The organism is Flavobacterium sp. RSP49, assembly GCF_003968735.1.
GTDB lineage: Bacteria > Bacteroidota > Bacteroidia > Flavobacteriales > Flavobacteriaceae > Flavobacterium.
On sequence record NZ_RYDN01000001.1, the window covers coordinates 56,930 to 80,043 of the forward strand.

Annotated in this window: 23 protein-coding genes and 1 pseudogene; 7 read left to right on the forward strand and 17 right to left on the reverse strand. The window is 34.6% G+C overall.

Annotated features, from left to right (window positions below):
• The first annotated feature begins 2 nt into the window (after positions 1-2).
• The 6 genes and pseudogenes from msrA (at position 3) to EKM02_RS00240 (ending at position 7,543) form a co-directional block, all read left to right on the forward strand.
• On the forward strand, positions 3-641 hold the full coding sequence (gene msrA, locus EKM02_RS00210; protein WP_126451473.1) for a peptide-methionine (S)-S-oxide reductase MsrA: 639 nt from the start codon (positions 3-5) through the stop codon (positions 639-641).
• Between the two features lie 4 nt (positions 642-645).
• Complete coding sequence (gene msrB / locus EKM02_RS00215) at positions 646-1,176, forward strand: peptide-methionine (R)-S-oxide reductase MsrB (protein WP_126451474.1); 531 nt, start codon at positions 646-648, stop codon at positions 1,174-1,176.
• 313 nt (positions 1,177-1,489) lie between these two features.
• Complete coding sequence (locus tag EKM02_RS00220; protein WP_126451475.1) at positions 1,490-1,894, forward strand: hypothetical protein; 405 nt, start codon at positions 1,490-1,492, stop codon at positions 1,892-1,894.
• Between the two features lie 149 nt (positions 1,895-2,043).
• Positions 2,044-5,139: pseudogene (locus tag EKM02_RS00225) on the forward strand (efflux RND transporter permease subunit).
• A 5-nt stretch (positions 5,140-5,144) separates the two neighbouring features.
• Positions 5,145-6,227, forward strand: a complete 1,083-nt coding sequence (locus tag EKM02_RS00235) for an efflux RND transporter periplasmic adaptor subunit (protein WP_126451478.1) — start codon at positions 5,145-5,147, stop codon at positions 6,225-6,227.
• 5 nt (positions 6,228-6,232) lie between these two features.
• Positions 6,233-7,543 (forward strand): TolC family protein, encoded by a 1,311-nt coding sequence (locus EKM02_RS00240; protein WP_126451479.1) that lies wholly within the window; start codon positions 6,233-6,235, stop codon positions 7,541-7,543.
• A gap of 186 nt (positions 7,544-7,729) precedes the next feature.
• Here EKM02_RS00240 and EKM02_RS00245 read toward each other — a convergent pair whose 3' ends face one another.
• The gene (locus EKM02_RS00245) at positions 7,730-8,416 is read right to left on the reverse strand and encodes a haloacid dehalogenase type II (protein ID WP_126451480.1); all 687 of its coding nucleotides are present in this window, start codon (positions 8,414-8,416) and stop codon (positions 7,730-7,732) included.
• A gap of 74 nt (positions 8,417-8,490) precedes the next feature.
• Positions 8,491-9,177 (reverse strand): hypothetical protein, encoded by a 687-nt coding sequence (locus EKM02_RS00250; protein ID WP_126451481.1) that lies wholly within the window; start codon positions 9,175-9,177, stop codon positions 8,491-8,493.
• Between the two features lie 275 nt (positions 9,178-9,452).
• Between EKM02_RS00250 and EKM02_RS00255 the strand changes: the two genes are divergently transcribed.
• The gene (locus tag EKM02_RS00255) at positions 9,453-9,695 is read left to right on the forward strand and encodes a hypothetical protein (protein ID WP_126451482.1); all 243 of its coding nucleotides are present in this window, start codon (positions 9,453-9,455) and stop codon (positions 9,693-9,695) included.
• On the opposite strand, the gene EKM02_RS14715 is transcribed toward EKM02_RS00255, so the two are convergent.
• The 15 genes from EKM02_RS14715 to EKM02_RS00325 form a co-directional block, all read right to left on the reverse strand.
• Positions 9,692-9,856, reverse strand: a complete 165-nt coding sequence (locus EKM02_RS14715) for a hypothetical protein (RefSeq protein ID WP_158614710.1) — start codon at positions 9,854-9,856, stop codon at positions 9,692-9,694. The two genes, EKM02_RS00255 and EKM02_RS14715, sit on opposite strands and share 4 nt — an antisense overlap.
• An 80-nt stretch (positions 9,857-9,936) precedes the next feature.
• Complete coding sequence (locus EKM02_RS00260; protein ID WP_126451483.1) at positions 9,937-10,488, reverse strand: carboxymuconolactone decarboxylase family protein; 552 nt, start codon at positions 10,486-10,488, stop codon at positions 9,937-9,939.
• Positions 10,489-10,576: 88 nt separating this feature from the next.
• Positions 10,577-11,431 (reverse strand): helix-turn-helix transcriptional regulator, encoded by an 855-nt coding sequence (locus EKM02_RS00265; protein WP_126451484.1) that lies wholly within the window; start codon positions 11,429-11,431, stop codon positions 10,577-10,579.
• Between the two features lie 406 nt (positions 11,432-11,837).
• A complete protein-coding gene (locus EKM02_RS00270; RefSeq protein ID WP_126451485.1) occupies positions 11,838-12,104 on the reverse strand; it encodes a hypothetical protein in 267 nt (88 codons plus the stop codon).
• A gap of 28 nt (positions 12,105-12,132) precedes the next feature.
• Positions 12,133-12,717 (reverse strand): sigma-70 family RNA polymerase sigma factor, encoded by a 585-nt coding sequence (locus EKM02_RS00275; RefSeq protein ID WP_126451486.1) that lies wholly within the window; start codon positions 12,715-12,717, stop codon positions 12,133-12,135.
• 20 nt (positions 12,718-12,737) lie between these two features.
• Entirely contained in the window at positions 12,738-14,084 is a 1,347-nt protein-coding gene (locus EKM02_RS00280) for a mannosyltransferase (protein WP_126451487.1), read from the reverse strand.
• Positions 14,081-15,553, reverse strand: coding sequence for a cellulose synthase family protein (locus EKM02_RS00285; protein WP_199878449.1), 1,473 nt, complete (start codon positions 15,551-15,553; stop codon positions 14,081-14,083). The genes EKM02_RS00280 and EKM02_RS00285 overlap by 4 nt, the downstream gene beginning before the upstream one ends.
• A 1-nt stretch (position 15,554) precedes the next feature.
• Positions 15,555-16,244 carry a glycosyltransferase family 2 protein gene (locus tag EKM02_RS00290; RefSeq protein ID WP_126451488.1) on the reverse strand — a complete coding sequence of 230 codons (690 nt, stop codon included), beginning with the start codon at positions 16,242-16,244 and terminating at the stop codon, positions 15,555-15,557.
• The gene (locus EKM02_RS00295; protein WP_126451489.1) at positions 16,245-17,840 is read right to left on the reverse strand and encodes a 4Fe-4S binding protein; all 1,596 of its coding nucleotides are present in this window, start codon (positions 17,838-17,840) and stop codon (positions 16,245-16,247) included. It lies immediately after the preceding gene.
• Positions 17,837-19,138 (reverse strand): NAD(P)/FAD-dependent oxidoreductase, encoded by a 1,302-nt coding sequence (locus EKM02_RS00300; RefSeq protein WP_126451490.1) that lies wholly within the window; start codon positions 19,136-19,138, stop codon positions 17,837-17,839. The genes EKM02_RS00295 and EKM02_RS00300 overlap by 4 nt, the downstream gene beginning before the upstream one ends.
• Before the next feature lie 88 nt (positions 19,139-19,226).
• The gene (locus tag EKM02_RS00305; RefSeq protein ID WP_126451491.1) at positions 19,227-19,982 is read right to left on the reverse strand and encodes a DUF6503 family protein; all 756 of its coding nucleotides are present in this window, start codon (positions 19,980-19,982) and stop codon (positions 19,227-19,229) included.
• A 113-nt stretch (positions 19,983-20,095) separates the two neighbouring features.
• Positions 20,096-20,788: a TIGR04283 family arsenosugar biosynthesis glycosyltransferase gene (locus EKM02_RS00310; protein WP_126451492.1), complete on the reverse strand. Its 693-nt coding sequence runs from the start codon at positions 20,786-20,788 to the stop codon at positions 20,096-20,098.
• Positions 20,781-21,500, reverse strand: coding sequence for a DUF547 domain-containing protein (locus EKM02_RS00315; protein WP_234423122.1), 720 nt, complete (start codon positions 21,498-21,500; stop codon positions 20,781-20,783). Before EKM02_RS00315 ends, EKM02_RS00310 begins: the two co-directional genes overlap by 8 nt.
• A 143-nt stretch (positions 21,501-21,643) precedes the next feature.
• Entirely contained in the window at positions 21,644-22,516 is an 873-nt protein-coding gene (locus EKM02_RS00320) for a sterol desaturase family protein (protein ID WP_126451493.1), read from the reverse strand.
• Positions 22,509-23,111, reverse strand: coding sequence for a TIGR04282 family arsenosugar biosynthesis glycosyltransferase (locus EKM02_RS00325; RefSeq protein WP_317124969.1), 603 nt, complete (start codon positions 23,109-23,111; stop codon positions 22,509-22,511). Before EKM02_RS00325 ends, EKM02_RS00320 begins: the two co-directional genes overlap by 8 nt.
• Positions 23,112-23,114 lie beyond the last annotated feature (3 nt).

Consider the following 23,114-nt stretch of genomic DNA (forward strand, 5'->3'; position numbering starts at 1 on the left):
ATATGAAAATGAAATTAGCAATGTACGTCCTAATGTTTTTTGCGATTTTAAGTTGCAATTCTAACGCACAAACTAAAAAGCTATCTTTAGAACCTGAAAAAGGTAAAGCTATTGCTGTTTTTGCCGAAGGATGTTTTTGGTGTAGTGAGCACATATTTGAAGCCGTTATAGGAGTTGACAAAGCAGTGTCTGGTTATTCTGGAGGGACAATGAAGAATCCTTCTTATGAGCAAGTAGGCACTAACCGAACAGGACATGCTGAGGCAGTCGCGGTTTATTATGATCCTAAGAGAATCTCTTTTAAAGAATTAGTGACCGTATTTTTTGCCTCACATGATCCAACAACAGCTAATCAGCAAGGACCGGATAGGGGTTCCTCTTATCGCTCTATTGCCTTTTATAAAAATGCCGAAGAGAAAAAAATAATACAGGATAAAGTAAAACAACTTACGGCAACTAAAGTTTTTCCTAATTCAATAGTGACCGAGGTAAAACCCATTATGGATTTTTATGAAGCGGAAAAATACCATCAGGATTATATAGAAAAAAATCCAAACCAATCTTATGTTAAAGCCGTATCTATTCCAAGATATAATCTTTTTAAGAAAACATACAGAGGAAAATTAAAACCTAAATTGTAAAGTCATGAAAGTATACCAACATCTATTATTATGGCCTGCTGTTGCACTAGGATTTATAGCCTGTAAGCAATTCAATGGGGATAAAAGTGAAATCGTTCCAGTCAGCATGGTTCAGGAACAAGCATTGTCGCTGAATGATACTTCTTTAAACAAAGTTATAAAAACAGATAAAGAATGGAAAAGAGATTTAACCGAAAATCAATATTATATTTTGCGTAAAAAAGAGACAGAAGCTCCTTTCCAAAATGAATTTGATAGCAATCATAAAAAAGGCAATTATTTTTGTGCAGGGTGCAAATTACCACTGTTTTCCTCGGAAACAAAGTTTAATTCAGGAACTGGCTGGCCAAGTTTTTATGCGCCAATTAATAATAATCGAGTGATAGAGGTAGTTGATAAAAGCTTAGGAATGGTTCGTGGTGAAATTATCTGCGCCCGTTGTGAAGGTCATTTAGGACATCTTTTTGACGATGGGCCTAACCCAACAGGCTTGCGTTATTGTATGAATTCAATAGCGATGCTCTTTCAAAAATAAATTAAGGATTACTGACTTATATTCTTTTTTCAAATCAAACTCACTTTAAAAAATATTCTTCTTCCAAATAAATAAAGCAATAAGTTTGCTCAGGTTGGCAAGCAAAATGTAAATGCTTTTTTAGAAGAATGAAAATCTTTTATGAGCAAATTTTGACCGCACAATCTGAATCGAAGTGGATGTTAAAATCATTTTTTGAAACTAGTTGTTTTTTATTAAGATTTGATGAGAAGAAATGTGTGGCAGAAAACGTTCAAACAGATAGTCCAACTATTGCTTTTCTATCTAGACAATTTTTGGTAAATTTACCACAATGCAAAAACAAAAATCCATACTATTGCTTTTTTTGATGGGAATAATTCTATTTCCATGGCAATTAATCTGTTTAGCACATCCATTAGGTGAACCGGATCATTCGAGAGATCCAGATCATAAAGAAATTTCAAATTGCGAATTGAGAAGACAATATACGGGTAAACAATCCGTTATTTGGCCACCAATGGACTGCAAACAAGAGGTTTTAAAATCAGCTAAGTTTCAACAACCACAATTTGACAGTCTGATTTTGGCCGTTAGTCCTTTTGTAGTAATCACTTCTAATTTTGAATTTATATTCAATTCAAAAGTAATAAAGCCTCATTTATTTCTTGAAGAACCCAATTGCCGTTCGGCAAGCATTATTTCAAACCATCCGCATCGCGGACCTCCTATAGTTTAATCCTTTTCTACAGATTGGAATAGCCTTTATTCCCTTTACATTCAGAAAGGTGTATCTTTTTATGCCTGTTTCAGTAGTGTTTTACTATTGTTTACAGCGCATTATGCTATGGCATTTATCAAAACAACTTTTAAACTAAAGCACAAATAATGATTAAAATAGCTTTCAAAAACCCCTATTTGGTACTGGTCTTTTCCATTATCGTAGCGGTAATTGCCGGGGTACTTATCCCTCGAATGCCTGTGGACATACTGCCACAATTCAAAAAATCGGCGATGCAAATTATTACCCTTTATCCGGGAATGCCAGCCGAAGTAGTCGAAAAAGACATTACCAGCCGAATGGAGCGCTGGACCGGTCAGTCGCCCGGAATTGAAAAACAACTCTCTAAAAGTATTATGGGCGTTAGTGTTGTTACCAATTTTTATGGAGAAGATGTCGACCCCGCCGAAGCTATGGCAAACACTTCTTCTTATGCGGTAAGCGATATGTATTATCAGCCACCGGGAACAATGCCTCCAATGATTCAGCCTTTCGATCCTACGGCTTCAAAACCATTGATGTTACTCACCGTAAGCAGTGATGTAAAAAGCGGAAAAGAATTGTATGATGTGGCCTATTTGAACTTACGCCAGATGTTAAGCGGCGTAGAAGGTATCGTTGCTCCTGCGGCTTACGGTGGTTCCCTGCGTATGATTTATGTGTATGTTGATCCTTTAAAAATGGAAGCTTTGGGAATTTCTCAAACAGAAGTTTCGGATGCTATTCAAAAAAACACAACCATGATTCCTTCTGGAATTGCCCAAATTGGAACCATAAGTTATGGTGTAGATGCCAAAGGACTTATTGTGGATGTAAAAGATTTTGACGACATCGTAATTACGCATAAAAACGGAAAACCCATCTTTATAAAGGATATTGGACAAACCAAAGATGCCAGCGCAATTCAAACCAATATTGCCCGAGTGGACGGGAAACAGCAAGTGTATTTGCCTATTTTTAAACGTCCGGGAGCCAATACGATTGCTGCCGTAGAGGCCGTAAAAGCAGCTTTGCCAGATTTGAAAGAACGAATGCCCGAGGATGTCAAATTGAACGTAATTTTTGATCAATCTTCGTATGTAAAAAATGCAATTTCTGGTTTAGAAGATGCGGGTTTGGGCGGTTTGATTTTAGTAGTAATCATTTTGGTCTTGTTTTTAGGAAACTTTAAATCTGCATTGATTGTCGCGATCAGTTTACCACTTTCAGTTTTGTTTGCCTTTATTGTGCTGTCTATTTCGGGACAAGCTATTAACAGCATCACCTTGGGAGGATTGGCTTTAGTATTGGGACTTTTGGTGGATAATTCCATAGTAGTATTAGAAAATATCGACAAGCATTTAAAAATGGGTAAAAGTTCTAGTGTAGCAGCAAAGGATGCCGCACTAGAAGTCGCAAATCCGGTATTGGCTTCGACTTTGGTAATTATAGTCGTCTTCTTTCCGGTATTATTTTTAACAGGAATTACAAAGTTTCTTTTTTCGCCTTTAGCCATAACCGTTGCCGGAGCTATGATAGGTTCTTATCTTTTCGCTCTGACGTTGATTCCCTTGATGGCAGCTTTTTTCTATAGAAATCAATTGCTAAAATCAGATGAAAAACCAAAGAAAAACTTTTTAGGAAAATTTCAACGCTATATTGATCGGTTGGGAGAAAAATACCAAAACAGTTTACCCACAGTTCTGAAATTTAGGATGCCAATTTTAGCGATAACAATAGTGCTTTTTATTCTTTCAATTTTTATACTGAAAAATACCGGATACGAATTATTTCCGCAATCGGATGTGGGTCAAATGGAAATTATGGTACGTATGGAATCTGGTACAACCCTGCAAAATACCAATGCCACGATTGCCAAAATGGAGCAGGTTATTCGAAAGGAAACGGCTGATGATTTGGAACAAATTATTGGAAATGTAGGCGTTTTTTATGATTTGCCGGCGGCTTACACGCCAAATTCTGGAACTCAAGATGCTTTTATAGGATTACAGCTCAAAGAAAGTCATCAAACCAGTACGTTTGAATATGCTTCTCGTTTGCGAAAATTGTTTCACCAAAAATTCCCGGGAGTAGAAGTCAGTTTTAATACCGGAGGCATGATTACCGCCGCTTTGAACGAAGGAAAACCAGCTCCAATAGACATTCAGGTCAAAGGGAATGACTTAAAAGTTTTACGCCAATTGGCCGAAAACATTAGGGATACTATCGCATCACTTTCTGCCACCAGAGACGTTCGGGTGTTGCAGCGATTGGATCAGCCCGCCAAAAATATTAATATTGATCGAATAAAAGCAGCATCATTGGGCGTTGAACCCGTTGATGCAATTAAAAATATGGTTTCGAGCTTAAATTCATCTGTTACTTTCAACAAATCTTTTTGGATCGATGAACGTAACGGAAACCACTATTATGTTGGTGTTACCTATCCGGAGAGTGAAATAAACAATCAATTTGTGTTAGAAAACGTAGGTGTTGGAAGCAGTTTACAAGACAAAACCATTCCGTTTCGCAATTTTGCTAAAATTACCGATGGCTCAAACCCTGTGGAAATAAACCATCACAAGCTTACCCGTGAATTTAATGTCTACGCCAATGTAGAAGGCAAAGATGTAGGAAGTGTTTCTGATGAAATTCAAGAAATAATCAGCAATATGAATGTTCCTTTAGGTTATGAAGTCAATTTTTAGGGAGAAGTTGCTATTATTAAAGAGTCGTTTAGCAGTTTGGGAATGGGATTAGCACTGGCAGTTATACTGGCTTTTTTAATCATTACGCCACTTTTTAGATCGTTCAGAAAACCGTTAATCATCATTCTTAGCTTTCCTTTTGGGATTATAGGAGTGGCTATTTTAATGTGGATTACCGGAACTTATATGAGCATTCAAGCCATTATGGGAATTATTATGATGGTGGGAATTTCGGTTTCTTACGGAAACATTTTGGTCGATCGAATCAATGCTTTATTAATAGAAGGTAAATCAAAACAAGAAGCCATTATCGGAGGATCTTCAGACCGTTTTAGACCTGTATTAATGACCGCTTCGACCACTATTTTAGGATTACTGCCAACAGCTTTAGCAACCAATCCAGGTTCAGAAGCGAATGTTCCACTAGCAATTGTAGTCATTGGCGGAACATTTATGGCTATGCTCATCACGCTTTACATTATTCCTATCTTTTATTCCCTCATCGCAAAAAATTAAAAATCATGAAATCACTATTAAATATAAAACAAGGAATCTTTCTGTTACTAGTTGGATTATTATTTTCAGCTTGCAAAAATGAAAATCAAGTCAAAAATAATTTGGATAAAAAAGTAGATAACGTTCAAAAGGTTACGGTAGAGTTGCCCCAGAACAGATCATTTACAGCTGAGGTTTTAATCACAGGAATAGCAAAACCCAATCAAATGGTCACAATTTATGCTATGGAAAGTGGGGTCTTGTCCCGTATTTCAAAAGATATTGGGGACAAAGTTTCAAAAGGAGAAACGATTGCCGTGTTGAAAAATCCAGTATTAATACAAGAGCAAATAAAGTTAAGAGCCAAATTTCAGGCAAAAAAAATAATTTATAATCGCTTAAAAACTGTTTTTGAGAAAACTCCGGCCTTAACACCAATCCAGCTCGTGGAAAGTGCCGAGGCTGACTTTTTAGTTTCAAAAGCAAGTTTAATTGCCATCGAAAGCAGGATTTCATTTCTAACGATAAAAGCACCTTTTTCCGGAATCATCAGCAAGCGTTTTGTGGATAATGGCGCAATGTTGCAAAACGGATTAGAGGAAGTGAACCCCAAAGCCATTGTTGAAATTCAGGAAGTAAATCCTGTTCGGCTCACCCTTACTGTGCCAGAATCAGATGCTGTTGCCATAAAAACCGGTGTAGGGGTGCAGGTTACTTTTCCAGAATTATCAGGTGAAACCTATACGGCAACCATTAGTAGAACTTCGGGAGTACTTGATAGTAGCTCCGGGACGATGCAAGTCGAAATCGACATAGAAAACAGCGAAGAGAAAATAATAACAGGAATGTATGCCAAAGTCTTGCTACGTATTCAAAGTAGGGCCTGTATTTTATCATTGCCTATTATTACCAAAGTAAATACTAACAATGAAGTATTTGTATTAGTAGTAGAAAACAATGTGGTAAAACGTTTGCCTGTTAAAATAGGATTGTCAGACAAGGATTATTTTGAGGTAATCAATGCCGAAATCACTCCAAAAACACAGGTTATCACAAATGGAAAAGGATTGGTAAATGAAGGACAAATTGTCACACCTATTTTAAAATAAAAAAAATGAAAATATCGAAATTAAACTTTATGAAACCAATGCGACAGCTCGTAGGAGTAGTGTTTATGGTTGTATTTTTATCCACGACACATGCGCAAGAAAAATTTCCGATAAATTTGGAAACAGTCATGCAATTATCAGGAGCAAACAGTCTTACTGTTCAGGAATATCAATTAAAATACCAATTGGCAGTTGCCGAACAAGCTAAAGCCAAAGAATGGTGGTTGCCCAATCTGTATGCCGGATTTACTACCCATTATTTAAGTGGTGCCGCAATGAATGCCGATGGCAGAATATTTACTGATGTAGAGCAAAACAATCTTTGGGCTGGATTGGGAATCAGTGCTGAAATAGATTTTAGCAAAGGCATCTACCAGACATTGGCTGCCAAACAAAAAGTACAGGCCGCCGATTATTTTAGTACTGCCGAAAAAAACAAAGCAATACTTCGGACTATTGAAGTGTATTTTGATATGCAAAACAAGCAATTAAAATATGTTTTCTTGCAGCGATTTGTCCATCAAGCCGATACTTTGTCCCAACAGTTAAAAATTCAGGTTGATGCCGGATTGCGGTATCAATCGGAATATTTATTGGCTAGCAGCAACTTCAATCACTTAAAAATTGAAATGTTTCAGGCAAAAATAGGATGGCAAAAAAAATCCGCATTGCTGTCTAATCTTTTAAATTTGGAACAACAAACCCAGCTGATCAGTACCGAAACAAACTTACTTCCCTTGGCGTTAACTCCGATATTAACAGAAGAAAACACACTTGAAAGGCATCCTCAATATTTAGGATTACAATCAGAATTAGAAGCATTGAAAACCGAAAATAAAACAGTAAATCAAGGATTGTTGTTGCCAAAACTGCGAATTGGTGCTGACAACGGTACATTTGGGAGGTACTCGGATAATTTGTACACAACCTATCAGGTCAACGCGTCCTTGCTTTGGGATATTCCTTTTGGGCGATTTTCATACCAAGGCGATAGTAAAAAAGGAAAAGCAAGAGTTGATTTGCAGCACAATAAAGTTGCCCAATTTAAGAATCAGTATCAGCAGGAAATTACCTTGGCAACTACTGAAATTCAAATGGCAGCAGCGCAAATTCCAGTTGTAAAACAAGCATTGGCCTTTGCAACCGAAGCCGTAAATCAAAGCATTGAACGTCAAAAAATAGGAACGGCAGAACCTTTTGAAGTTTATCAGGCGCAGCAATTTAACTTACAGGCACAACTTGATTATTTAAAAATCATTTCTGATTTTAATAAAGCACAATTCGCTTTGAAAGTGGCAAAAGGAGATAATTTATAGGCCTAAAAAAAGTGCGATTAAGAAATCGTACTTTTCATGAATTAATAAGAAATCAAGCTAAAACTATTTGGATAATTTTTTTAAAAATCCTTTATCGAAAAGACAAAATAAAACACATTAGATAGAGACTAAAAAAAGGGAATTAATTTAAATTAATTCCCTTTTTTTATTGGCTTTCGTAAATCGTTATTTGTATTCTTCGATTAGAACCAGCGCCATTTCATAAATATCTTTGGCTTGAAAGGTAGGATTATCCGAAAGGGAATACAACGATTGGCCTTCACGTGCTACGAAACCAGTTTGCAATCCGGCATTTATTGCGCCGGCTAAATCCCATCCGTGTGCTGCAATCATGATTATATTTTGCGGTTCTTGACCTAATTTAGTTGCTGCCCATTCATAGGTTTGTGGGTCTGGTTTGTATTTTTTAATGGTATCAATACTTAACGCAAGCTCAAATACATCTGTCAGATTTGAATTAATTAACTGTTCTTTCAGGGGATTTTCAGGCGAATTTGTCAAAGTGGCTAATCTAAAACCATTTTCTTTCAACAGCTGTAAGCCTTTTAAAACATCGGGATATGCTTTCAAATTCCGAATTACTGAGAGTGTTTTTTTAGTTTCATCTTCGGTTATCGTTTTATTCAAAGAAGTCGCTGTCATTTTGAGCATCGCCGCCGCTATAGTGCTAAAATCATGGTATTGATTCGTGCAATTATCCACAAGCGAATGATGCAATACCATTCCGAACCAAATTTTGAACGCCAGCGGTTCTTCCAGTAAAGTGTTGATCGCATTCTTCAGCGGCGTCATGTCTAACAAGGTTTCATTTACATCAAAGAGGAGTACGGGTTTTGTATTTTTTAAGTTCATAGTTGGGATTTTTATATCTTTTTAAAAATTGTTGGTACTGAATTTTCTACTAGTGATTTTAAAATTATTCTGTTTTAAGAATTTGAAATTGTTGGTGTTTTTCTTGGTTTATTTCTTTTGATAAGAAGTTTTGCAATTTGAATTCCTGCCAAAACCAAAAACAATAAAGCAAAAATAACATTTAGATACTGATTTATTTCAATTTTATTTTCAATTAGTACCTGTTTTCCAAAATGAGCAAATAACAGCATGCCTATTGATGTACCTGCCATGGCTCCGATAATAAAAATACTGTTGTCCTTGCAACGGGGATCTAATTTTTTAGTTCGAAAGAGGTAGATGTAAATTCCCGACCAATACGGCCATTGAATAAAATTAAAACTATTCAAAAGTAACCCTAAAATAAAAGGAAACTGTGCCAATCGAAGTTGCGCCAAGGTAAAATTTTTATCAGAGCCAATGTTTACCAAAAAATAAAAGGCTATTCCTGTAAAGAAAACAATCGTAAAGACATCAATAAACAGCAATAATTGTTTTTGTTTTACGAGCCATTTTGCACCAAGACTAACTGCTTTTAAAACAAAAAACTCAATAAATACAATTCCTGAAATAAAGGAAATAACTGCTGAGCTTCCTTGTTCCAATAAAATTTGTAGACTTATGACATTGATGTAACCCAATGGCAAAGCACCCATCAAACTGATGCCAAATCCTAACAAAAAAGGATTGTTTTTAGGAATGTATTTGTCTAATAGCTTCATTTGGACTTTCTTTTTTTTATTTCTAAGAAAAGGGTTTGTTAATTGTTTTTTCTTTGGCTAAGCTATATTCATCGTTGTCTAAATAAAGAGACAGAAGTTTTTTTGTTTCCTGACAGAAATGAAAGTTTTTTGTTTCACAATCTCTATATTTATTCAAATTTAAATTTAATGACTTTATAACATTAGATCGATATTCTTAACGCAAAATACAAATTGGGTAATGCAACTGAACACACTTTTAGAGGTGTTTTTTATAAACGAAATTTTCCCTTTTCATGATGTCGGTATTGTTTCCGCCAATGACAAAGTATTGGTTTTACAATAGGATTAAAGCTTTGTTGGTGGCTTTGAATTGCTACATTATTGGTTATCAGACGGCTCTAAAATGGCTCAAAGACCGCAAAGAAAGAAAGCTGGAGTTTGACGATATTGCTCATTATCAAAAAATTATCGTTGCCTTAACTGAAACGGATCAATTGATGACAGCGATTTATAAAATAGGGATCGAGTACGTTTAAAAAAGCAACCGCATTAAAACCGCTTGAGCTAAAGCAAGTTCATCCGACATTAGAGCAAAATTAGAGACAAAACCTCCATTGACTGCTACTATTATGAAAGTCATATAACTTGGTACTAGTAATGCCGTTATGATAGAAAGTTTTAAATCTGCGGTTTTCATAGTTATTTTGAAATATGATTATTAAAAAAAAACCAATGCAGTATTGAAACGGCATTGGTTTTTTTGAAAGGAGAATATTTTTATTTTTTCCATACTCTTCCTGCAAAAGCATCATCTAGTACTGGATTTGTGTTGTGGTTGGAATAGTTGCTGATTGTTTTTACCGCTATTCCGGCAATAATCCCTAAAACATGCGCTTCGGTATACCCTACAGCTAAAAATTCATCAACTTCATCTTGTTCAACATTTCCGCGGTTTACGGTAAGCAAACGCGTAAGTTTTGACAAAGCGGCTAGTTTTAGATCTGGAACTTGTTTTCCGTCACGGATGGCATTGGTTACGTCGGTCGGAACTTTTGACATTTTATCTGCAATAAAACTGTGTGCTGCGGTGCAATATTCACAATTATTTTCATAAGCCACCGAAAGAAAAACAACTTCTTGTTCGACAGAATTAAAACCGGAATTAGCTCTAAAACTATTGTAACCGTAAATATAGGTATCTAAGAGCGCTGGATTTTGTCCCATGCTTTTGTACATATTAGGGACAAAACCTAGTGTTTTTTGAGTGTTGTCAAAAATTGCTTGAGATATTGGAGAAACTGGATTATTTTCTAATTTTAAATGTGCCATAATTTTTGTTTTTATATTAATTAGGATTTGTTATTTATAGGACAAAGGTGCAACTAAAACTGAACTTTAACTTTTGTAATTCGGTCAACTATTTGGCTATTTGGTTCAATCGGAAATTCGATGGTGTTTGACGGTATTTTTCATGGAAAAGTGTCGAAAAATTGGCTAAATTGTTGAAACCACAATCAAAAGCAATGTTTGTAATGCGTTCATCTGAAATCGATAAAAGTTCGGCCGCTTTTTCTAATTTTTTATTTCGAATATAATTCGCCGGACTATCAGTGTAATTTTTTTTGAATTCTCGTTTAAAGGAGGAAAGACTTAAATTCGTCAATTGCGCCAGTTCATCAATGGTTATGTGTTGATAAAAATAGCTTTCTACAACTTGTTTGAATGTAAAACTGGTAGGCGAAAAAAGTTGAGATAAAATTTGTTGAATAACAGGCGCATTTTTTGTTTGGCACAATAACAAAATGATTTCTTTTAATTTGAGGACTAATAAGTCTTCATTGATAAGTATGGGATTGTCAAAGTAAAACAGCAGACCTTCAATGTATTTTTGAATTAGAAAATCAGTATTGATATGGGTTACATCAATAGTTTGATTGATCAATTTTGGTTGCTGAAAAATCTTAGGCAAATCGGTTTCGTAAATTTTTTTGAGTATTTCGGGATGAAAATGAACAAATACGATCTGACTATTTTTAGAAAGCATATTGCCTTTCATTTGACTGAAATAAGTACCACATTTGAGTAAAACAGCTTCATTTTCGGGTACGGAGATACTTTTCTGTTGTGTTTTGTAGTCTATTTGCCCTTCGAGCATGTATAGAAAACAAGCCTCATTAGGCACTGGATTTGGAATTTTGAAAGGTGCTTCGATTGTCACTTTTTCGAAAATTATATTTCCGAATAGTTGGTATTGTTTTCTTTCTGTAATCATTGTATTGGTGTTAAAAGTAAAAAATGACAGTTTCATTATTTTGTTCTTGACAAAAAAAGTAACATTGTGATACGTTAAAGTAGCATTTTTAATTTATCTGTTTCGCAGTTTAAACTTTTTCAGGATTTTGATTTGCTGTTTTTTGGCTTTTGAGACTCTTTTGGTGAGGTAAAACAATATAAAATTTAGATTTTAATTTTAAATGGTCTCCTCTTATAGGATTACTATCTTTCTTTGATCGCATTGAAACGGCCGCTACGAAATAAATTATGGGGTTCAGCGCTTCATATTTTTGGTATAAAGCTAGGAGTCAATTTTTTAAGATTTTCTTTTGGATTATAGGTTCTGTTTTAAACTAAAGTACCCATGAATCAGCCGTTTAATTCCTGAGAAGAAAACTGAAAAACTAAGCTTCTTTTATTGCTTCAATAATTTTAGCTTTTTTATCTTCTGGCAATTTTACGGTTATTATCGCGCTTCCAGTAAACCATTTACAAATGATACTGTCAATTATTTTTGATTGGTTTTCGTAGGCACTACAGGTTTTACACATGGTTTTGTGCACTTGTAATTGCATTTTTTCTTTGACAGATAATGCTGTTAACAGTTGCTTGTCCATTAGCTCTGTTGTTTTCTTACAAGAGTTTACAATCAGATTCATTACTTTTTGCATCAGTGTTTTATTATAATTATTGTACTATTTAACGCATCCATTTCAGTTCTAAACATTTTTTTAATAATAGTTTAGCCCTATGAACTATCTGCCAATAATTAGACACGGTTATTTCTAATTCCTGACAAATTTCTTCGGCATTTTTATCTGTTAAGTATTTGGAAGTTAGAGCATATTTCCATTTTTGAGGCAATTCGTCCATACAGTTCTGCATAACTTTATTGAACTCAGGATTGTCTAGTAACTCTTCTTCCTGATCCCAAATAGGGTTTATTTCGTTGCTTTTCCAGTTTTCGGTTTTGTTGAATAATCCATCGGAAAGTTCATAGCCGCTATTTTCGGTTAAATGGAACGTTTGTTTTGTAGTTTGTGCACTCAATCGATAATAATCGATCACTTTATGGTTTAGAATAGCAAACAACCAGGTTTTAGGATGGCTTCTCCCTTGAAAAGTTTCCAGTTTATGAAATGCGGACAAAAAAGTTTCCTGTACCAAATCTTCGGCAGTTTGCTTTGAAGAGGTTTTGTATAATGCCCATGAAAAAAGTTCGTCTCCGAATTGATTGACCCATTTTTCGAGAACGGTTTTAGAATTTTCTTTGATAATTTCCATAAATAATTGTTACCGTTGTTTTAGAATTTCAAAGATACTGTTTTTTTAGAGCCCAAAAAGATACTGTTTTCAAATTGCAAGAAGAGAAATACAGCAGCATATTCAAAACCGATTAACAAAAAGTTCTCTTTGAAAACTGGGTTGGTGTAGGCACTATAACTTAAAATGACGGTTAAACTCCAAACCAATGGAAAATTGAATTTGGTAAAAATACCCATTAAAACTAAATTAATAACATACCATGGGTGAACAGTTGTGGAAGTAAAAAAATAGAGAGACAGAACGAGTAAAAAACTTTGGAAAAGATTCAACGTGCTACCGTTTTTACCATAAAACGATGTGTACAGTATAAACAAAATCATCAGGAACGGAATGATCTTTCCTGTTATTTGTATGGTATTGTACCCGGTAATCCAAAAACCAATTTCACGGATAAGATAATAAATACTGGCATTGAATTCAAAATTAGTAAACCAAAGACCAATTGTTTTGGAATAATTTCCAATAAGTTCAGGAGATACGAACGGCAAGAACAACAATGCGTTTACTCCAATAACAATGCTGTAAAAACCGACACTTTTTTTCCAACCCAGTTTATGAAAAAATAAAGGCAACATCAGTAGCGGCAATAACTTGATTGAAATTGATGTGGCTAATAACAATGCTGCTACTTTCCACTTGTTTTGATGCAATAAGTACATGCTCCAAACAAAAAAGAAACCCATTACACCTTCAAAATGCAAGTTTCCCGTGAGTTCAATAATGACTAATGGATTTAAGAGGTACCAAAAAACCCGGTGTTTTTCTAATCCTAATGTAGTCAATAATTTACTTCCAAAATAAAATGTTCCAAAATCAGCAGCGATGATTAGCGTTCGAAGAACAACAGCTGCGCCAATAATAGAGTTGGTACTCAAAAAGCCTGCGATCATAAAAATTAATTGATTGATTGGCGGATAATTGGAGTAGTGGGAAGCACTTAAAGTCCCCATGCCGTTCCTTAATTCTTGTGCTTGAGAAAGTACAAAATCAGGGTTGGCGATCAAATCTTTTGGCAAATGTATGTACGGATTTAACCCTTGTAAAATCAATCTTCCGTCCCAAATAAAGCGGAAATAATCTTGAGATAAATTGGGCAAAGCCAAAATAAAAGTCAATCGAAGTAACAATGCAGCTCCAATTAGAAAAGGCAAATTATCCTTTTGAAAACGAATAATTTGGTACGCCAAAAGAAACAAAAAACAGTATGAAACAACCAAAGAAACAAACTCGGTTCGCTGCAGTCCATAACCAATATAGCCATAAACCAGACTGCTTACAATTAGAAAGAAGTATGATTTTATAGTATTTGAAAGAGTGAAACTCATTTGGTATCAGCAATAGATTTTAGGAATACAAAGCCGAAACCACAAAACAGCATGAGATGTAATAGCAACAAACTATAATCGTTGAGCGTAAAACTACTATAAATCCCGAAAAGAAAATAGGCAGACAAAATTCCTTCGGCGAGTACTTTTTTGGAGATTTTTTTCGAAATATAGGTGTTTTTCTGCCAATGGTCTTTTTGCTCTTCGATATTTAATTTTGGAGTTCTGATAAATTCACTTTTTTTACCCCATAAACCTTCTAAAACGGCTATTGTATTGTTAAATGAAAAGCCTAGGGCAATGACATAAAAAGTTAAAAATGATTGGGTAAATTTAAAAAAATTATTTCCTTGCGTGTTTTTGAACGCTATCCAATAATAGAAGAAAAAGATTATCGTTGTAATGATAAAAAACAACATGGCATCAAAAAAGGTTTGAAGAGCTGCGTAGTTTGATTTGATGTATAAAACGGGAACGCTCAATAAAGCCATGACAAAAATAGCAAGAAATAGTGAACTATTCATAAGATGTAAAATACCGTGAATTTTATTTTTTGTAGTCATTGTTTTGGCTGTTATGATTCTAAAAAACATTTTTCTGAGATTTTCTGCGCCTCCTTTATTCCATCGAAATTGTTGTGAACGCGCGGCACTAATTATTGCCGGTAGTTCAGCAGGGGTTACAATATGTTCTAAGTACTTGAATTTCCATTTTTTTAATTGAGCACGATAACTTAAATCCAGATCTTCTGTCAGGGTATCACTTTCCCAATTTCCGGCATCAAGAATACATTCTTTTCGCCAAACTCCGGCCGTTCCATTGAAATTTATAAAATGGGTTTGTGAACTGCGTCCGACTTGCTCCAAGGTAAAATGAGCGTCAAGTGCAAATGCTTGTATTTTTGTTAAAACAGAATAATCACGGTTCAGATGTCCCCAACGGGTTTGTACTACACCAATCCTTTGATCCTTAAAATAAGGAATGGTTTGCAGAAGCCAGTCTTTTTGAGGTACAAAATCGGCGTCAAAAATCGCAACAAATGCCCCTTTGGCAGAGATTAAGCCTTCTTTTAAGGCACCAGCTTTGAAGCCCGTTCGATTGGTTCTACAGAGGTACTTGATATTTAATCCATTTTGAGACAGCTCTGCAACTACCTGTTTTGTGATTAGAATACTGTCATCATCGCTGTCGTCTAGGACTTGAATTTCTAGTTTTTCCTTAGGATATTCAAGTTTTGCAATGGTCCGTAGTAATCGTTCCACTACATATTTTTCATTAAATAGAGGTAGTTGAATGGTTACAAACGGAATTTCAGAAGGATTTGTAAAATCAAATTTTTCAGAATGGTCAATTTGTTTTTTACTTTTTAAATAATTGATAAGTAAGTTTAATTGTGCTAGGCCGTAGACAAAAATGATCACAATAGCGAAACTGAATACGAAAAGGATTAGGTAAGAAAGTAGCAACATTTTATTTAAAAGTATATTTAAAAATCCAACTTATTATTTTTATCCCAGCCAACACGGTTCCTTTGATTGTTCCAGAAACTTTAGAAACGCCAATTCTATTTTTATAACGAACGGGAATTTCGATATAGGTAAAATTCTGTTTTAGAATTTTCAATTGCATTTCAACTGTCCATCCATAAGTTTTATCTTCCATTTGCAAAACTAAAAGCGTTTTGTATTTTATGGCTCTAAAAGGACCTAAATCAGTAAATTTTGAACTAAAAAGTAATTTCATCAAGAAGCAGGCTAGCCAATTTCCAAAAACTTGTTGTGGAGTCATAGATCCTCTTTCTCGCAGAGTAGCGCCTCTGGAACCAATAACAAAATCAATATTTTTATCGATAATAGGAGCGACTAATTGCGCTAATTCTTCAGGGAAATCAGAAAAATCGCCATCAAGAAAAACCACTATGTCAGGCTTTATTTCCTGATTTGAAAGGTATTCCAGTCCTTTCAAACAGGCATAACCATATCCCATTTTCTTTTCGGCAAGAACTGTTGCTCCGGCATTTTTGGCAACATTACTAGTATTATCTGTAGAATTGTTGCTGATAACAATTATTTCAGAGACATCCTTGGGAATGGCAGCAATCACCTTTGCAATAGCTTTTTCTTCGTTATAAGCGGGAATGATTACTTTAATAATTGCCATTTACTTTTTATTATTTAGTAATTCCATCAAATTCACATCGTTCCCCAATAAAATTTCATTGGTGTTTATTCTTCCGGCAGGAGAGTCATTTTCTAGTTTTAAAACACCACGAGGACAAACGGCAGAACAAATTCCACAACCCACACATGAGGAACGAACTATATTTTCGCCTTTTTGAGCATAGCTACGAACGTCAATTCCCATTTCGCAATGTATAGTGCAATTCCCACAGGAAATACATTGACCGCCATTAGTTGTAATTCGGAATTTAGAGAACAAACGTTGTTGCAATCCTAGAATTGCTGCCATTGGACAACCAAAACGACACCAAACCCGATTTCCCAATAATGGATAAAAACCCACACCAATAACGCCACTAAAAGCGGCACCAATAGCAAAACCATACCATTCACGAAGCGAATTACTGTCGATAAAAAGGATATTTTGATTTCCTGAAAAGAAATTTACCAAGATAGAAATAATGATTATTGCAACCAAGGAAAGCATCGTAAATTTAGCATCAGCATCTAAATCATTGCGTTTGAAAATATATAAAATTCCTGTAAAAACTATCAAAAAAGCCACAATACCGTAGATAAATTGGTCTTTAGTAATAAAACTCATTTCTGGATTATTGGATAAAAATGTAAATAGTACGGCTATGGTCATCACAAATGAAAACACTAAAACCAAATGGATCATCCAGCGTTCTAATTTCCAAACTTTTTGTGTCGAATTTGACAAATGACGGAAACTATCGCCAGCGGTTTCAGCCAATCCACCACATCCGCAAACCCAAGAGCAATACCAGCGTTTACCATAGAAATAGGTCAAAATTGGAGAAATTATGAATATCATAGCAATTCCAAAAATTAACATAAACATTCCCAAATTGCCACCATTCAGTAATGCTTTTAAATGCCAATCATTAAAAAAATAATAGTTCAGAGGCCACATGTTTTTAATGTCTTTGGCAAAATAAGCCTTCTCCGGATTTAGTTTTTCGAGAATTTCAGGTATCAAAAAAGCGAAACCCAATTGAAAAAACATGACCGATATGGTTCGTACCAACTGGTATTTATTATGACGGTATTTCAAAATGAATTTGTATCCCAAGCCCACTATGGCCATGGTGTAGAATGTTCCGTACACAAACCACTGGCTGGCTGGTTTTCCGTTCAAAAGCAAACTAAAAGGATCAAAAAAACCAATAATTCCATTGTTTACAGTTCCATTTTCTCCCAGACCTAAATATTTTGGAAACCAATAAAGAACAACATAAAAGAGAGTCAACACAATGCCAATACACCAAGCAAATGTTCCTCTGTTAGTCAACGATTGATGAAAAAGTCCATTGTTACTGATGCCTTTTGGTCGTTTTAGATAAGTTGCGTTGGCGTAAAAAACAATACCACCCAATATGGCTACTATTGAAATAGTCAACCAAAGTGTTTTATTGGGAAATGAAACATTAAATAAAGCTAATGCCAAAATAAAAAGCCCAATAAAACCAGCTGCTAAACCTAGCTTTTGAACGCTGTTTAATTCATTATTCTGATGTGAAGCTAGTGAACTATTTTTTATTGATTTGCTCATTGTTGTATTTTTTGGATCCCTTCGAATTGGGTTCTAAATTGTTTTTTGATTTCTTTTTCGTGAGCCGTAAAAAATTCTGGATCGAAATTGGCTTTCGCCAAATGATGAATTACATAATCTACGGTTTGATTATCGGTAAGAATTTTGTCAAAAAACTCATGTCGCATTCGAATTCCAAAAGTATTAATACCTAAAAATACCCTTGTTTCTTTGTGAAACGAAATGCGAATGGCTTTTTTGCCATCAGTATGTTCCCAATAAAATTGCTTTTCGTAATCTTTAGGTTTTGCCCAGACCCATCCGTAGGTTTGGTATTCAATGTCTAAAAATTTTGCGGAGTTGAACCAATGTCCAGGATTATATTGTATTGGATTTCCGGTCAATGTTTGTGCGAGCGCTTCGGCCATCATTCTACCAGTGTACCACACCGCTTCAATGGGGCGCCGCAAGCCAATGGCTGCGTGTTGTTCGGCACAATCTCCAATGGCAAAAATGTCTTTAATGTTGGTTTCTAAAAAACGATTTACTTTTACACCATGACCTAATTCAATTCCAGAATTTTTAAGAAAATCAATATTTGGAGAAACGCCTGCGGTTAAACCCACAATTTGACATTCTATTGTCTCGTTTTTATCGGTTACGATGGCTCTAGCGTGGCCTTTTTCATCGGATAAGATTTTGACTAAATTGGTTTCTAAACGTAAATCAATTTCATGCTCGATAATGTGTCGATTGATGATTTGGCTTTCGCCGAAAGGTAAAATACCATCCCAAAAACTTTTTTCACGAACCAGAAAAGTAACAGGAATATCTCGGGAACGGAGCATTTCGGCGAGTTCAATTCCAATTAAACCGCCGCCAACAATTACCGCTCGTTTCGTAGTAGGTGCCCATTTTTCCAAATGGTCTAAATCTTGTTTGCTATACAAACCTGTTACTCCGCTAAAGTTTTGACCAGGCCAGCCAAATTTATTTGGTTTTGAACCAGTTGCAAGGACCAATTTGTCAAACCTAATGGTTGAATTGTCGGACAACAATAGTGCTTTTTCTTTTGGAAAAACTTCATCCACACTCTTGTGAATTAAGTCGATATTGTTTTTCTTCCAAAAGTCATTTTCATAAGGTTGAGTATGTTCAAATTTCAAATGGCCCATAAACACATACATCAAAGCAGTTCTCGAGAAGAAAAATTCAGTCTCTGAAGAAATAATGGTGATTTTTGAATTCGATTTTGTCCGAATGTGACGCGCGAGTGTAGCACCTGAAATTCCGTTACCAATGATGACTATGTCTTCCATATTAATCTAATTTGGTGCTAGTGTAGTCGAAAAAAAAAGAAAATCTGACTATTGAGTTAAAATAATAAGTGATCACGACAAAATATTTCTATTTCGTTTTAAAATTAGCTCCCGGCCTAAAAGTGTCTTTGTCAACTGAAACGAATTGGATATCAGATAATGTTGCTTTTCCAATTTCTTTCGTAAGACCTTCTTCTTTTTTCCATTCCCAAAACAACCATTTTGTCGCAATTGGAACACCATCTACCTCTTCATACTCTAAATATTGGATGGCATGAGGGTTTTTTTCGGCTTCTTCTTTATTTCCTTTTACTGTTACAATATAAGCTGCTTTTTCAATTAAATTATCAGATTTTTTCGCATAAACAACATACCAATCATCTGGTGCGTCCCCAGTTCCGGATTGGAAAGTTAATTTTTGAGTCAAATAATCATTATGATCAATTTCTTTATTTTCATAAGGATTCCATTTGGTACCGCGATCGCTTAGTTTAAAAGGGAAAAGAAAAAAGTACTCCCATGTAAAGGCATCAAAGCGAACGGATTCCTCGTTAGGAATAGCAGCTGAATAGAAAACTTTATCTTGGTCAAATATGATTTTCGATTTATTTTTAAACTCTAATACGCCTTTGCTTGAATTCGTGAGTACAATCATTTTAGCATTTAGCCTTTCTTTCCCCCCAAATTCTAATTTGATATTGAATTGAATGGCTTCTTTTGAAAGGAATTGCTGCTTATGATGCGCAAGTTCGATTTTGTCTGTAAAATCTTGTTTTTCAGTTGTTGATTTACAGCCCATAAAAGCAAGTGTGGACAGTATGGCAGTAGCGAGTAATTTTTTCATTGTTTTCTCTTTAGTATTTAGTTCTATTTGTGTTCAATTCTATGAAAATTTATATTCAAAATTGAAGTATTATAAAAGCGAAGCAGCTATTGTAATGCAAAGAATCAGATCGTTTATTTTATGTTTTTTTTATAATACCGCAGCAAGCCTTCTGCAGAATGTCCCAATCTCCGCTTGAGATGAATAATTGTAAAATGGTATTGCAAGCGATAAACCCCATTTTTTTGATATTTTCTGGCCGAGGTGATTACGTATTTTGGAATTACAGTAAAATGTTTTTTATCATATAGTTTTTTTATGATCTCATTGTCTTCATAAATAGTAAATTGTTCATCATATCCGTCAATTTCTGTAAAGAGCTTTTTGGTCACGAATAAAGATTGGTCACCACCGCGGCATGAACTGAAATTGAAACGGGTAAACCATTGCGAAACTAATAATACTGGGTGGGCAAAGTCAAATTTCATACGGAAGCAACCTGCTTTATTTTCTTTTCGAATTTGTGCTATTATATCTAAATCGAAATTTTCAGGAGGAAAACTATCACAATGTAAAAAATAAAAGAGGCTTCCCGTGGCTATTTTTGCACCTGCATTCAATTGTTTTGCCCGACCTTTTTCGGTATTAAATAAAACGATATTCGGGTATTTTTTAACCTTATTTTGAGAACCATCCGTACTACCGCCGTCAACGATAATGATTTCATAGGGTATTGTTTTGGAAATGCTGGTGTAAAGATGTTCTAAAAATCGATCTATAGCATTGACTTCATTGAAAATGGGTATTATGATCGAAATCTTATTCATTCAGGGTCCAATTGTATTCTTTGAAACTAATTTTTGCTTTCGGGTGTATCTTAACAGTACTGTACTGACTAATAAAATCAATTATGGACCCTTTTTTCTTGAAATCTCCTGAAAACCAATCGAAAATTTTAGAAATTGCAAGTTTGTCTTTTGTTATCGTATTTTTGGTATTATCTGCCATAAAATTTCTTGCGGCATCAGTTAATTGCTTGTCTAATGTGGCCGATTTATAAGCTTCATTTGATAAATTAGGACATGAAAACGATGCACAATTGATGGCAAAGTGAATACGCGGCTCATTCATTTTACGTAAAATTTCGTGTTCAATTTCTTCCAGACTGTATTTTTTTGCTCCTAATGTAATAAACTTTTTACTCCAAGGATTGTTGATGTCTTTGATACTTATTAGCGGATAATTATCTAAAATTAATTTTACTGTAAAGGCGTTGTACGCATTAATCCAATATGCGAAGACAGCATTTTTTGGCCAGGATTTTGTAGGGACATTTTTACCTAATTGATCTAAATACGATTCTAATTCGACAGCATCTTTTTGGAAACCTTTATAGTCGACACTTCCTTTATTAGAAACATGTTTTTGTAATAGAGCATTCCATTTAGCATGATTTATTATTGTTTGAACGGTTGCTTCAGTATTGTTACCATAAGCTAAATCTGGGATTTCTTTGGTCGATTTGGCACAAGAAATCAAAGGAAGTATTAAAAGTATTAAAAGGCATTTTTTAGTCCTATTTAGTATCGCTTATTGTTTATTTTCGTGAATCTTCGATTTCATTTTATACTAATTTAAAATTGTTTACCAAATAGTCGGAGTTTATGACTAAACCTGACAAGTTATTTTTTAAAAGGGTACAATTCTTGTTGCAGGAATGAAGCCGGAAATTGCTTTTCATCGTTAAAACCAAGTTCAATATCTCTGCCATCCGCAGGAATATAATTAGTTTTGAAAAGATAATCCCAAAGGCTTAATGAAATTCCGAAATTTACTCCGTATTTGTTTGGCATTTTTTTACTGTGATGCCAAATGTGCATTTTTGGATTGTTGAAAATATATTTTAAGTAACCGTAATCCCAACCCAAATTAGCATGGTTCAAATGTCCAATCGCAATAGAGACAAAATGAACTATGAACACATCCTTAAGATTAAAACCACCAATTAAAATAATTGGGATGTAAAGAATCGTTTTATAAATGATGGGTTCTATCCAGTTGTACCGAAAATGTGCCGCAAACCCCATCTCCTTTACAGAATGATGTGTTTTATGTATTTTCCATAAAAAAGGGACAATGTGCAATAAACGGTGTGTATTCCATTGAATAAAATCAGCAATCAAAAAGAATAGTACTAAGGAGATTGGTTTTGGTAATTCTGAAATGGAATACAGCTTGATCGATGTTAGTTGTAAACCAAAAATAGCTGCAAAATCATTTAAAGCCTGCTCCGTTATATTAGATAAAGCAATAAGAAGAACCAGATTTAGCAGAATAAAATTGAAGTACAAATAGAATAAATCCAACCAGAAATCCTTTCTAAAAATGGGTTGCTTTTTTCGCCAAGGAAAAACAATTTCTAAAAGCCAAACGACCAAAGAAATGACTAATAATCCGTAAAAATAATTATTCCAATTGGGAAAAATAATTTCATTTTTTAAGTAATTGAAATAACCTCTGTAAGAATTTAAAATAATATCGATATACTTATCCATTATTTAAGTTGCTTTTTAAGGTTTTATAATAACTGCTTTTTTCTAAATCATCAAAGGTATCACTATCATTTAACGTTTCTGTAAATTCCATTTTGTAATTTTCTAAATCTTTCATAGTATCCGATAAAACTGCAGCTGTTCCCCAGTTTTTGTTTTTAAAAAGAGAAGGAATCACTTTTTTTAACCCTAAAAGGTAATAACCACCATCTTCTGCAGGACCAATCACAGCAACATTATACTTTAATTTAGAGAAAGCTTCGTTGATGTGAGAGTCTTGTAAATCGAACAGGTCACTCCCAATTATGATGCAATTCTGGTATCCCAATTCAAATAATTGCTGAAAAGCATCTTGCATGCGAACTCCCAAATCAGCTCCGGATTGAAGTCTTTCTTTATATGAAAAACCAGCCCATAAGTCATTATAATCAATTGTTTTATCGTAAAAAGCAAATTTATCGTAATCTAAACTTTGGGTGACTTTCATCGTGTGAAGGAGTAGATCCTTATATGTTTTTAATACTTTTTCATCACCAATAGTTTTGGCTAATCGAGTTTTACTTTTCCTAATTCCAGATTCCGGGTAAAAATCAGTAATGCG

Coding starts and splice junctions, on each gene's coding strand:
- msrB (WP_126451474.1), top strand. CDS start 646: ATGAAAGTATACCAACATCTATTATTATGGCCTGCTGTTGCACTAGGA.
- EKM02_RS00255 (WP_126451482.1), top strand. CDS start 9,453: ATGATGTCGGTATTGTTTCCGCCAATGACAAAGTATTGGTTTTACAAT.
- EKM02_RS00235 (WP_126451478.1), top strand. CDS start 5,145: ATGAAATCACTATTAAATATAAAACAAGGAATCTTTCTGTTACTAGTT.
- EKM02_RS00220 (WP_126451475.1), top strand. CDS start 1,490: ATGCAAAAACAAAAATCCATACTATTGCTTTTTTTGATGGGAATAATT.
- EKM02_RS00245 (WP_126451480.1), bottom strand. CDS start 8,416: ATGAACTTAAAAAATACAAAACCCGTACTCCTCTTTGATGTAAATGAA.
- EKM02_RS00280 (WP_126451487.1), bottom strand. CDS start 14,084: ATGAGTTTCACTCTTTCAAATACTATAAAATCATACTTCTTTCTAATT.
- EKM02_RS00270 (WP_126451485.1), bottom strand. CDS start 12,104: ATGCAAAAAGTAATGAATCTGATTGTAAACTCTTGTAAGAAAACAACA.
- EKM02_RS00285 (WP_199878449.1), bottom strand. CDS start 15,553: ATGTTGCTACTTTCTTACCTAATCCTTTTCGTATTCAGTTTCGCTATT.
- EKM02_RS00305 (WP_126451491.1), bottom strand. CDS start 19,982: ATGAAAAAATTACTCGCTACTGCCATACTGTCCACACTTGCTTTTATG.
- EKM02_RS00300 (WP_126451490.1), bottom strand. CDS start 19,138: ATGGAAGACATAGTCATCATTGGTAACGGAATTTCAGGTGCTACACTC.
- EKM02_RS00310 (WP_126451492.1), bottom strand. CDS start 20,788: ATGAATAAGATTTCGATCATAATACCCATTTTCAATGAAGTCAATGCT.
- EKM02_RS00250 (WP_126451481.1), bottom strand. CDS start 9,177: ATGAAGCTATTAGACAAATACATTCCTAAAAACAATCCTTTTTTGTTA.
- msrA (WP_126451473.1), top strand. CDS start 3: ATGAAAATGAAATTAGCAATGTACGTCCTAATGTTTTTTGCGATTTTA.
- EKM02_RS00290 (WP_126451488.1), bottom strand. CDS start 16,244: ATGGCAATTATTAAAGTAATCATTCCCGCTTATAACGAAGAAAAAGCT.
- EKM02_RS00295 (WP_126451489.1), bottom strand. CDS start 17,840: ATGAGCAAATCAATAAAAAATAGTTCACTAGCTTCACATCAGAATAAT.
- EKM02_RS00320 (WP_126451493.1), bottom strand. CDS start 22,516: ATGGATAAGTATATCGATATTATTTTAAATTCTTACAGAGGTTATTTC.
- EKM02_RS00275 (WP_126451486.1), bottom strand. CDS start 12,717: ATGGAAATTATCAAAGAAAATTCTAAAACCGTTCTCGAAAAATGGGTC.
- EKM02_RS00260 (WP_126451483.1), bottom strand. CDS start 10,488: ATGGCACATTTAAAATTAGAAAATAATCCAGTTTCTCCAATATCTCAA.
- EKM02_RS14715 (WP_158614710.1), bottom strand. CDS start 9,856: ATGAAAACCGCAGATTTAAAACTTTCTATCATAACGGCATTACTAGTA.
- EKM02_RS00240 (WP_126451479.1), top strand. CDS start 6,233: ATGAAAATATCGAAATTAAACTTTATGAAACCAATGCGACAGCTCGTA.
- EKM02_RS00265 (WP_126451484.1), bottom strand. CDS start 11,431: ATGATTACAGAAAGAAAACAATACCAACTATTCGGAAATATAATTTTC.